Below are 10,233 nucleotides of genomic sequence, written 5' to 3' on the forward strand. Positions count from 1 at the left end.
GTAGTGGCAGCGGCTCGTGGCCGTAGCCTGGTGGACATGTCCCCCATGCCGTCGTCCCTGTCCGCCCGTTCCGCAGCCCAGGTCAACGCGGAGATCCGCGACCTGTGGCAGCGTTCGGGCGGGTTCCTGACGCCGCAGGACGAGGCGGAGTACCAGCGACTGCTGGTGGAGTGGGCCGCCGCCACCGGCGGAAGCGTCCGCACCGCCGCCTGACCGCCGTAACCGCGGTTCGGCGGCACCGTAGGCCTGTGCGGAGATCGCGCCCGATCCGGCGATCCCCCGCGTCGCCGGATCCGGACGCACCCTCGGCGTGCCCCGTGGGACACGGCCGCGGACCGCGCCGGGGACCGGAGTTGCGGAGTCCGCCGTCGCAGGGATCCAGCATGTCCCCACCCGGCTCATCGGTCAATGAATTTCCGGCGGCACACGCACCGGGGCACCGGGGCCGGTGTCCGCCAGGCAGGCAACCGCCTGGCGGACACCGGCCCCGGACGCGGGAACAACCGGACCGCGGGACCCCTGACGGATCAGCGGTCGAAGTAGTCCGGCTGCGTCTGCGCGTTGAGCTCGTCCAGCTCGACCCGCTCGGCCGGGTCGGTGCGCCGGTCCTCCAGCTTCAGCACATCGAAGCCCTTGGCGATGTCGCTGGAGTAGATGTGACCGTTGTAGTAGTACGCCGACCAGGGGCCGGCCGTGGTGACCCGGTCGAGCGTGACCGGGCCGCGCTCGAAGAAGGCGATCTCCTCGGGCTTGGAGGAGTTGGTGAAGTCCCATACGGAGATGCCGCCCTGGTACCAGGCCTGGACCATCAGGTCGCGGCCCTTCACCGGGATGAGCGAGCCGTTGTGCGCGACACAGACCTCGGCGTCGGCCTGGTGCCGGTCGATCTTGAAGTAGCTGCGGAACACCAGCTTGCGCTGGTCGCCCTCGCCGACGATGTCGTAGATGCCGTTGGCGCCCCGCTTGGGTCCGATCTCCGCGTTGCAGGTGGCCGCGCCGCCGCCACCGAGCTCGTCGGTGAAGACGACCTTGTTCGCACCCTGGTTGAAGGTCGCCGAGTGCCAGAACGCGAAGTTCACGTTGTCCTGCACACGGTCGATGATCTTCGGGTGCTCCGGGTCCTCGATGGAGAAGAGCAGGCCGTCACCCATGCAGGCGCCGGCGGCGAGGTCCTTGGAGGGCAGCACCGTGATGTCGTGGCAGCCGGTCGTCCTGGTGACACCGGGGTTCTCCGGCGCACCGGGGTTGCCGCCGTCCGGGAAGAGCACCGGGAAGTTCACGATCCGGGCCTTCTGGGGCGCCTTGAGCGGCACCTTGATGATGGAGATCCCGTCGTGCGGCGGCTTGCAGTCCGGGAACGTCTCGTTGGGGGCGTACGAGGAGACGTACACGTACACGTTCTTCTTGCCGTCCGGTACCAGCGTGTGCGTGTGGGAACCGCAGGCGGTCTCCACGGCGGCGATGTACTTCGGCTGCCGCTTGTCGCTGATGTCGAAGATCTTCATGCCCTCCCAGGAGGACTTCTCCGTGGCGGGCTGGGAGGTGCTGGAGCAGGAGTCGTCGCTGCGCGAGGAGTCCGTCGACAGGAACAGCAGGTTCCCGGAGACCGAGATGTCGTTCTGCGAACCGGGGCAGAGCACCTGCGCGACGGTCTTCGGCTTCTTCGGCTTGCTGATGTCGTAGATGACGAAGCCGTCGTAGTTGCCGACGTACGCGTACTTCCCCTGGAAGGCGAGGTCCGTGTTGAGGCCCTTGAGGGCGCCCTTCGGCACGTTCGTCAGGTGCTTGATGTTGGAGCTGTGGACGATCTCGTCCACGCCGGGTATGTCACCACCGGTGATCGCGGCCCTGGCCTCGGCCTGCTCGCTCTTGGTGACGGAACCGCGCTCGGCCGGAGCATCGCCCGGGTCGGGGGTGGCGGCCGCTGTGGTGGCCGTCAGCAGCGTGGCGAGGAGTCCGGCCGCGGCTGCCACCGCGCCCAGACGTCTGCGCCGCACGCGGGTGGTGTGCAACGAGGTCACTGCGTCCTCCCTTGTCTCCGTTCGGGGTCGAACGGTTCATGAACCCCCGGCAGTATCGTCCCTCTCATGTACACAACAACAGATGGCAACACAGACGTAATAAAAGTTTTTGATCTTCGCACGGTGGAAGCGTGTTAGGACGGTCCGCAACAAACCATGTGGCACAGGAGGTCGCCGTGTTCATCCATCGCCGGTCCGCAGTTCTGCGCTCAACCGCTCTCGCGGCGACGGCGGTTGCCGCCGTGCTCGCCTTGGGAGCCTGTGACGCGGGCGGCGGTGACGGGGCGTCGGGCAAGGCCAAGGACGCGGGTCCGGGCGTGGTCGCGCCCGGCAGACCGGGCGAGCCCGCCCGGACGCTCTCCGCCGAGGAGGCCGTCAAGGAGGCCGGTCAGGACACCGCCAACTCCGCCGACTTCCGCTATGCGCGGATGATGATCGAACATCACGGCCAGGCGATCGTGATGACCGGGCTGGTCCCGGAACGGGCCTCCGCCGACACCGTCAAACGGCTCGCGGATCGCATATCGGCAGGCCAGAAGCCGGAGATCGGCGCGATGAAGGGGTGGCTGCAGAAGAACGGCGGCGACCGGCGCGAGGAGCGCCACGACCATGCCACGATGCCCGGCATGGCGACCGATGCCCAGCTCGCCGGATTGCGCGCCGCCGAGGGCAATGCCTTCGACAAGCTCTTCCTGGAGCTGATGGTCACCCACCACCAGGGAGCGATCACCATGGCCACGGAGGCGCTCACCGAGGGGAACGACGTCATCGTCGAGGAGATGGCGAGCGACGTGGTCGCCCAGCAGACCGTGGAGATCAACCGGATGCGCGGACTGATGGACTGAGCCACTCGGCCGAGCGCCCCGCGCACCGGGCGGTGCGGATCGGCCGGGCGGTGCCATCCTGGAGGGAACCTCCGGGAAGAGGTGCGCCGTGCTCTCCGTCGCCGTCGTCGGTTCCGGGCCCAGCGGGGTCTACACCGCTCAGGCCCTGCTCCAGCAGTCGCTCGTGCCCGATGTGCGCGTGCACGTCCTGGACCGGCTGCCCGCCCCGTACGGACTCGTGCGGTACGGCGTGGCCCCCGACCACGAGAAGATCAAGTCGCTGCAGAACAGTCTGCGGGCGGTGCTGGAGGACGACCGGGTCACCTTCGTGGGCAACGTCGGCGTCGGCGGCGCGGAAGGGGTCTCCCCCGCCCGGCTCGCGGAGCTCTACCACGCGGTCGTCTACTGCGTCGGGGCATCGGCCGACCGGACGCTCGCGGTGCCGGGCGAGGGGCTGCCGGGCAGTTACTCCGCCACCCGCTTCGTCTCCTGGTACAGCGCCCATCCGGACGTCGGCGCCGACCCGTTCGTCCTGGACGCCCGCTCGGCCGTCGTGATCGGCGTGGGCAACGTGGCGGTCGACGTGGCCCGGATCCTGGCCCGCGGCGCCGACGAGCTGCGGGCCACCGACGTGCCCCGCGCGGCGCTCGGCGCGCTGGAGGAGAGCCAGGTACGCGACGTGCACATCGTGGGCCGCCGGGGCCCCTCCCAGGCCCGGTTCACCACCAAGGAGCTGCGGGAGCTGGGCGCGCTGCCCGGGGCACGGGTCGTCGTCGACCCGGCGGAGCTCGCGCTCGACCCCGCGTACGCCGCTCCGGACGGCCTGCCCGGAGCGCTGCCGCTGCCCGCCGTGGTGCGGCGCAACCTGGAGGTCCTGCGCGGCTGGTCGGCGGCCAAGGAGCTGGCAGCGGCCGACGCCGGGCGCCGCATCCGACTGCGTTTCTTCCTGCGGCCGGCGGAGCTGCTGGAGCGCGACGGACGGGTCGCCGGGGTGCGGTTCGCCCGGACGGCTCCGGACAGCGGGGGCGGGGTCCGGGACACCGGCGCGTACGAGGACGTCGAGGCGCAACTGGTCCTGCGGGCGGTCGGCTATCGGGGAGTGGAGCTGCCGGGGCTGCCCTTCGATCCGGTGCGCGGCACAGTGCCGCACGCGGCGGGCCGAGTGCTGCGGGACGGGACGCCGGCGCCGGGCGAGTACGTGGCGGGCTGGATCAAGCGGGGGCCGACCGGGGTGATCGGTTCGAACCGCTCCTGCGCCAAGGAGACGGTGGCCTCGCTCCTGGAGGACGCGGCCGCGCTGAGGAGCCGCGCGGCGGTGGACGATCCGCTGGCCGTGCTGCGGGGGTGGGGGCTGCGGCCGGTGGAGTGGTCCGGCTGGCTGTCGATCGAGCGTGCGGAGGCGGAGCTGGGCCGTTCGCTGGGGCGCGGCCCGGTGAAGATCCCCGACTGGCCGGGGCTGCTGGGAGCGGCCCGGGACGGGGAGAGCTGAGCAGCTGCCCGCGTCATCCCTCCCGGGTCGCCACCACCAGCCGGGCCCGGGGGCTGCCGTCGGGGCGCGGGCCCAGCTCGGTCAGCGGGAGCAGCCGCACGGCGAATCCGGCCTGCGTCAGGTCCTCCAGCACGTCGCCGAGCGGGAACGTGCGGTAGTACATGACGAACGGCGGGCGCCACAGGGCGTTGCGCACCCGCATCGCCGCGTCGAAGCCGAACAGCGACCAGTAGGCGCGCGATCCCACCGGGGGCGGTGCGCCGACCGGGAAGACGAACCGCCCGCCCGGCCGGAGCGATCCGTGCACCTCAGCAAAGAGGCCGAAGCGTTCGGCGGGCAGGAAGTGGCCGAACGCGCCGAAGCTCAGGGCGAGGTCGAAGGCGGGCGCGAAGGGCAGGGAGCGGGCGTCGGCCCGCACCCAGTGCACCGCCGGTCCCTCTCCCCCGGGCGGGAAGGCGGTGCGGGCCTCGGCGAGCATGCCCGCGCTGAAGTCGACGCCGACAGCGCGCTCCCGGCACAGCTGTCGGAGCACGCCGACCCCCGCGCCGGTGCCGCAGCAGACGTCGAGTCCGGTGTCGAAGGGGCCGAGCTCGCGTACCGCCCGGGTGACGGCGTCGAGAACGCGGTCAGGGGTGCGGTAGGGCGTCCGGTCGAACTTCGGGGCGAGGAGGTCGTATCCGCGCTCGGTCGAGGAGAGCGCCTGAACGGCCAGTTCGCGCACGGTGGGGCCCTGTTTGGTGAACATCACGGGCCACCCTACCGACGCGGCGCACCCGTCGCGGCCGGCCGGGGCACGGGTGGAGGCCCGGGGGAGGGCCCTGCGAGGCCTGGCGGGGCGTGGAAGCGTCAACGTCCTTCGGGAAGTCTCCGCTTGAGGGTGATGGCGGTTTCGGCGGCGTACGCCTGGGTCCAGCTGCGGCCGGCCCCGGACTTCCAGGTGACGTGGACCGTGGAGCCGTCGGTCCGGGCGCTCTCCACGGTCATGGACCGGTCGCCGTCGCGCACGTCGCCCCGGCGCAGTTCACCCGCCTCGACCGTGACGGGACGCTCCCCCGGCGCGTTCTCGGCCTCCTCGGCCGCCCGGAGGAGTACGGCGGCCAGCTCGCGGGCCGCCCCGGAGGTGCAGGACCAGACGAGCTCGCCGGCCGGGGGCGAGAGCCGGATGAAGACGCGGGGGCCGGGCTGCTCCCCCGCGGCGACCGCGAACAGCGCGGGCTCGCCGGCGGTGACCGTGACCGGCACCGGGTGGCCGTCGGCGTCCGTGATCCCGCTGCGCATCGTCGTCTCCTCGGTGTCCCCCGGCCGTGTCCGGGCCGTCGTCCGGCCGCCGTCCGGCCCCCGCCAGCATGTCAGCACCTGGCGGCGGGACGCGCGAGCGGGGCGGGGGCGGGGCGGGGAGCGTGGTGTGTGCCGCCGGGGGGACTGGCGGAGCGGCTCTCAGCTCCGGCAGACGTCCAGGCCACCGCAGACGAATCTACCGCGCGCGGTGCGCCGAGCCGGTCGCCCGCAAGCGCTTTCTGCGGCAGCTGAACGCCAGGGCCGCCGCCGCGGGACGCCGGTCAAGGACACGGCCCCCACCCGGGCGGCCGCCCGGACGGGGGCCCGGACGGGGGCCCCGCCGACAGTCGCCCCGGACGGGGCCACGCCGACGCGACCGGGGCGGCGGGCGTGTGCGGGGGCCGCTGTCAGTGGCCCGGTGCAGACTGGCACTGTCCGGCACAACGGCGTTTCGGAAGGTCCAGGACCATGACCGACGTATTGCTCACCGCAGGCACCCGCAAGGGTCTCTTCATCGGCCGCAGGCACGGCGGGACGTGGGAGATCACGGGCCCGCACTTCAACGCGCAGGCGATCTACTCGGTCGCCGTGGACACCCGGGGGGACACCCCGAGAATTCTGGTCGGCGGGGACAGCGCGCACTGGGGGCCGTCCGTCTTCCACTCCGACGATCTGGGCGAGACCTGGACCGAGCCCCGGCAGCCCGCGGTGAAGTTTCCCAAGTCCACCGGGGCGTCGCTGGAGCGCGTATGGCAACTGCACCCGGCAGGACCCGAGGCGCCGGACGTGGTCTACGCGGGCACGGAGCCGGCCGCACTGTTCCGTTCCGAGGACCGGGGCGAGTCGTTCGAGCTGGTCCGGCCGCTCTGGGAGCATCCGACCCGCTCGCGGTGGGAGCCGGGCGGCGGCGGCGAGGGGCTGCACACCGTCCTGACCGACCCCCGGGACGCCAAGGCCGTGACCGTGGCCGTGTCGACGGCCGGCGTGTTCCGGACCAAGGACGGCGGTGCGAGCTGGGCCCCGTCGAACAAGGGCGTCTCCGCCGTCTTCCTCCCGGATCCGGACCCGGAGTTCGGCCAGTGCGTGCACAAGGTCACCCGGGACGCCGCCGACCCGGACCGGCTCTATCTGCAGAACCACTGGGGCGTGTTCCGCAGCGACGACTCCGGCGACCACTGGAGCGACATCGGCGCGGGCCTCCCCTCGGACTTCGGATTCGCCGCCGTCGCGCACCCGCACCGCGGCGACACGGCGTACGTCTTCCCGATCAACGCCGACGCCGACCGGGTCCCGGCGGAGCACCGGTGCCGGGTGTTCCGCACGACCGACGCGGGGCGCACCTGGGAGCCGCTCACGGAGGGCCTGCCGGACGGGGCGCACTACGGCACGGTGCTGCGGGACGCGCTGTGCACGGACGACGCGGATCCCGCCGGGGTCTACTTCGGCAACCGCAACGGCGAGTTGTACGCCAGCGCGGACGACGGGGACAGCTGGCGGCAGCTCGCGTCGCATCTGCCGGACGTCCTGTGCGTGCGCGCGGTGGGGCTCGGCTGACGCCAGTTGATCGGAGTGGTCGTATCAGCAGTAGAGTGCGGGCCGTGGCAGCACGACCGTTGAAAGAGATCATCGAGCCGGGGTGGGCGGACGCCCTCGAACCCGTCGCCGAACGCGTCGCCGCTATGGGCGACTTCCTCCGCGCGGAGATCGCCGCGGGACGCACGTATCTGCCCTCGGGGGCTCATGTACTGCGGGCGTTCCAGCAGCCGTTCGAGGAGGTGAGAGTGCTGGTCGTCGGCCAGGATCCGTATCCCACCCCGGGGCACGCGATCGGGCTGAGCTTCGCGGTGGCGCCCGACGTCCGGCCGCTGCCGGGCAGCCTGGAGAACATCTTCCGGGAGCTGCAAGCGGACGTGGGGCTGCCCAGGCCGTCCAACGGCGATCTCACGCCCTGGACGCGGCAGGGGGTGCTGCTGCTCAACAGGGCGCTGACCACCGCGCCGCGGCGGCCCGCCGCCCACCGGGGGAAGGGCTGGGAAGAGGTGACCGAGCAGGCCATCAAGGCGCTGGTCGCCCGGGGCACGCCGCTGGTGTCGGTCCTGTGGGGGCGCGATGCCCGCAATCTGCGCCCGCAGTTGGGCGACTTCCCCGCGATCGAGTCCTCGCACCCCTCCCCCATGTCCGCCGACCGGGGCTTCTTCGGCTCGCGGCCGTTCAGCCGCGTCAACGAACTGCTGGAGCGCCAGGGGGCGCAGCCTGTGGACTGGCGGCTCCCGTGACCCGTCCCCCGGCGCCGGCCGACGCCGCCGGACCCGGCGCGTACGTCCTCGGGGTGGACTCCGGCGGCTCCGGTCTGCGGGTGGCGCTCGGCCGGGTGGAGCTGCCGGGACCCCTCTCGACGACGCTCTGCGCGGAGCCGGTGCGGACGGGGCCCGGCGGCATCGACGCCGGGCATCTGCTGGACCAGCTGCTGCCCGCCGCCCGGGAGTTGCTGGTCCGGGCGTCCTCCTCCACGATGGGTGGCACCCCGGCGGGTGAGGTCGCGGCGCTGGCGATCGGGGCCGCCGGCATGGCCACACTCGGCGATCGGTTGCGGTCGGAGCTGCCCGGCGCGCTCGCGGACGCGCTGGGAGTGCGCCGGCTGGCGCTGGCCGCCGACGCGGTGACCGCCTACGCGGGCGCGGTGGGACAGCGCCCGGGGGCGGTCGTCGCGGGCGGCACGGGCATGATCGCCCTCGGTACGGACCTGACGGAGTGGCACAGGGCCGATGGGTGGGGTCATCTTCTGGGTGACAGCGGCGGCGGGGCGTGGATCGGCCGTGCCGGGCTGGACGCGGCGATGCGGGCCCATGACGGGCGGCGCGGCGGCTCCCCCGCCCTGCTGGACCGGGTGCGGGCCGTGTTCGGACCGGCCGAGGCACTGCCCGGGCTGCTCTATCCGCGCTCCGACCGGCCGGCCGTGCTGGCCTCGTTCGCCCCGGAGGTGACGGCGTGCGCCGGAGCGGACCCGGTGGCCGCCGACATTCTTCGGCAGGCCGCCGGTCATATCGCCGAGGCCGCGGCGGCTGTGTGCCCGAGGTCCGCCGGGACGGAAGTCGAGGACGGCGAGGGCGGTGAAGTGGCTCTGACGGGTGGCTTGTTCAAGATGGGCGAGCCCTTGATCGCACCCCTGCGCGAGGAGCTGGCACGGCTGTTGCCGGGGGCCAGGGTGACCTCGGCGGCGGGCGATCCGCTGACCGGCGCACTCCGGATCGCGCGAGCCCTGGCTGCCGGGGATCTGCGCCTGCCGCTCCATCCGACGATGCTGTTCGTGCCCCAGGAGCACGGGAGCGGACAGCGCGGCGGAACGACGGTGCGCGACGAGCCCCGCGCGGGGTGACGGTCGACGGGACGAAGGGGAGCCGGACGGAGGCCGACGGAACAGTCGACCCGACAGACAGGGACACTCCGGTGGTACGTCACTCATCGGACATAAGCGGATAGTTAACGCTCGACCGGACCCTCCCCGAACAGAGGGGCAGGCAAAACCAGTAGCATGCGGCGCCATGAGCACCCCCACTGGGCCCGCTTCCGGCCTGCCTGTACGAATGCCGCGACCTCGCCAGTCCGGACGGCACCGCCGCCCGGAGCCCGTGGTCGCACCCGAGGGCGCTGCCGCGCTCGTTCTCGCCGTTCCCGGTACCCCCTCTTCGGCCACGCGCAGTCTGGCCGAAGAGGTGATCAGCATCGCCCGTTCCGAGCTGCCCGGCCTCAACGCCCGGATCGGCTACGTCGACGGCGACGATGCCGAGTACCCGACCCTTGCCACCGTTCTCGCCCACACCGCCGCCGAGCGCGTCGCGCGCTTCGAGCAGGCCGTCGCCGTCGGCCGTGAGGTCGCCGAGCCCGTGGGCCCGCCCGCCGTCGTGGTCCCGCTGCTCGCGGGTCCCGACAGCGCGCTGATCCGGCGGATACGGCAGGCCGTGATGGACAGCGGTACGCAGGCCGAGCTGACCGATGTGCTCGGCCCGCACCCGCTGCTCGCCGAGGCCCTGCACGTACGGCTGTCGGAGGCCGGGCTGGCGCGCGCGGACCGCGCCAGGCTGTTCACCGTGGCCACCGCCGCCGACGGCATCGTGCTGGTCACCGTGGGTGGCGAGGAGGCCGTGCGGGCCGCCGGGATCACCGGGATGCTGCTGGCCGCCCGGCTCGCCGTGCCGGTGATGGCCGCCGCGCTGGACGTGGAGGGCTCGGTCGCCTCGATCGCGGAGCAGCTGCAGGGCTCCGGCTCCGCGCAGCTGGCCCTGGCGCCGTACCTGGTGGGTCCGGAGGTCGACCCCGGCCTGCTGGACGCCGCCGCGAAGGAGGCCGGCTGCGCGACGGCCGAGCCGCTGGGCGCCTACCCGGCGATCGGCAAGCTCGTGCTGTCCCTGTACGCCACGACGCTGGGCATCACGCCGGCGACACCGCAGGGAGCTCAGGCGCACTGACCGGACGCCGTCGCCGTGGGGCGGCGGCTCGGGAAGCCGGACAGCGCGGCGGGCCCGGACAGGAGGAAGTCATGGGAACGCCTCGCCCGCGCCGGGATACTGCACCTTCACCGCGACCTCGCGGCCGTCGTGCCACACCGCCCGGTGCACCTGCC

10 protein-coding genes and 1 pseudogene are annotated in these 10,233 nt (G+C 73.0%); 7 read left to right on the forward strand and 4 right to left on the reverse strand.

What is annotated here, in order from left to right; translation table 11 throughout:
• Positions 1-36: 36 nt before the first annotated feature.
• Positions 37-213: a hypothetical protein gene (locus AB0F29_RS29175; RefSeq protein WP_361877985.1), complete on the forward strand. Its 177-nt coding sequence runs from the start codon at positions 37-39 to the stop codon at positions 211-213.
• 314 nt (positions 214-527) lie between these two features.
• Here AB0F29_RS29175 and AB0F29_RS29180 read toward each other — a convergent pair whose 3' ends face one another.
• On the reverse strand, positions 528-2,021 hold the full coding sequence (locus AB0F29_RS29180; RefSeq protein WP_361877988.1) for a hypothetical protein: 1,494 nt from the start codon (positions 2,019-2,021) through the stop codon (positions 528-530).
• A 158-nt stretch (positions 2,022-2,179) separates the two neighbouring features.
• Between AB0F29_RS29180 and AB0F29_RS29185 the strand changes: the two genes are divergently transcribed.
• Positions 2,180-2,866 carry a DUF305 domain-containing protein gene (locus AB0F29_RS29185; protein WP_361877991.1) on the forward strand — a complete coding sequence of 229 codons (687 nt, stop codon included), beginning with the start codon at positions 2,180-2,182 and terminating at the stop codon, positions 2,864-2,866.
• Between the two features lie 88 nt (positions 2,867-2,954).
• Complete coding sequence (locus AB0F29_RS29190) at positions 2,955-4,334, forward strand: FAD-dependent oxidoreductase (protein ID WP_361877993.1); 1,380 nt, start codon at positions 2,955-2,957, stop codon at positions 4,332-4,334.
• A gap of 13 nt (positions 4,335-4,347) precedes the next feature.
• Here AB0F29_RS29190 and AB0F29_RS29195 read toward each other — a convergent pair whose 3' ends face one another.
• Together AB0F29_RS29195 and AB0F29_RS29200 are read right to left on the reverse strand one after the other, a co-directional pair.
• Positions 4,348-5,079 carry a class I SAM-dependent methyltransferase gene (locus AB0F29_RS29195; protein WP_361877996.1) on the reverse strand — a complete coding sequence of 244 codons (732 nt, stop codon included), beginning with the start codon at positions 5,077-5,079 and terminating at the stop codon, positions 4,348-4,350.
• Between the two features lie 101 nt (positions 5,080-5,180).
• On the reverse strand, positions 5,181-5,612 hold the full coding sequence (locus AB0F29_RS29200; protein ID WP_361877999.1) for a hypothetical protein: 432 nt from the start codon (positions 5,610-5,612) through the stop codon (positions 5,181-5,183).
• Positions 5,613-6,080: 468 nt separating this feature from the next.
• On the opposite strand from AB0F29_RS29200, the gene AB0F29_RS29205 reads away from it, so the two are divergent.
• The 4 genes from AB0F29_RS29205 (at position 6,081) to AB0F29_RS29220 (ending at position 10,078) form a co-directional block, all read left to right on the forward strand.
• A complete protein-coding gene (locus AB0F29_RS29205; protein ID WP_361878002.1) occupies positions 6,081-7,166 on the forward strand; it encodes an exo-alpha-sialidase in 1,086 nt (361 codons plus the stop codon).
• 44 nt (positions 7,167-7,210) lie between these two features.
• On the forward strand, positions 7,211-7,888 hold the full coding sequence (locus tag AB0F29_RS29210; protein ID WP_361878005.1) for a uracil-DNA glycosylase: 678 nt from the start codon (positions 7,211-7,213) through the stop codon (positions 7,886-7,888).
• Positions 7,885-8,988 carry a BadF/BadG/BcrA/BcrD ATPase family protein gene (locus AB0F29_RS29215; RefSeq protein ID WP_361878008.1) on the forward strand — a complete coding sequence of 368 codons (1,104 nt, stop codon included), beginning with the start codon at positions 7,885-7,887 and terminating at the stop codon, positions 8,986-8,988. The genes AB0F29_RS29210 and AB0F29_RS29215 overlap by 4 nt, the downstream gene beginning before the upstream one ends.
• Before the next feature lie 166 nt (positions 8,989-9,154).
• On the forward strand, positions 9,155-10,078 hold the full coding sequence (locus tag AB0F29_RS29220) for a hypothetical protein (protein WP_361878011.1): 924 nt from the start codon (positions 9,155-9,157) through the stop codon (positions 10,076-10,078).
• 78 nt (positions 10,079-10,156) lie between these two features.
• On the opposite strand, the pseudogene AB0F29_RS29225 reads toward AB0F29_RS29220, so the two are convergent.
• Positions 10,157-10,233, reverse strand: a pseudogene (locus AB0F29_RS29225) (AarF/UbiB family protein); the annotation flags it as partial.

This window comes from Streptomyces sp. NPDC026589 (genome assembly GCF_040638385.1).
Taxonomy (GTDB): Bacteria; Actinomycetota; Actinomycetes; order Streptomycetales; family Streptomycetaceae; genus Streptomyces.

Excerpts from the sequence above, each read along its gene's own strand:
- AB0F29_RS29220 (WP_361878011.1), top strand. The coding sequence starts at position 9,155 with ATGAGCACCCCCACTGGGCCCGCTTCCGGCCTGCCTGTACGAATGCCG.
- AB0F29_RS29200 (WP_361877999.1), bottom strand. The coding sequence starts at position 5,612 with ATGCGCAGCGGGATCACGGACGCCGACGGCCACCCGGTGCCGGTCACG.
- AB0F29_RS29195 (WP_361877996.1), bottom strand. The coding sequence starts at position 5,079 with ATGTTCACCAAACAGGGCCCCACCGTGCGCGAACTGGCCGTTCAGGCG.
- AB0F29_RS29205 (WP_361878002.1), top strand. The coding sequence starts at position 6,081 with ATGACCGACGTATTGCTCACCGCAGGCACCCGCAAGGGTCTCTTCATC.
- AB0F29_RS29175 (WP_361877985.1), top strand. The coding sequence starts at position 37 with ATGTCCCCCATGCCGTCGTCCCTGTCCGCCCGTTCCGCAGCCCAGGTC.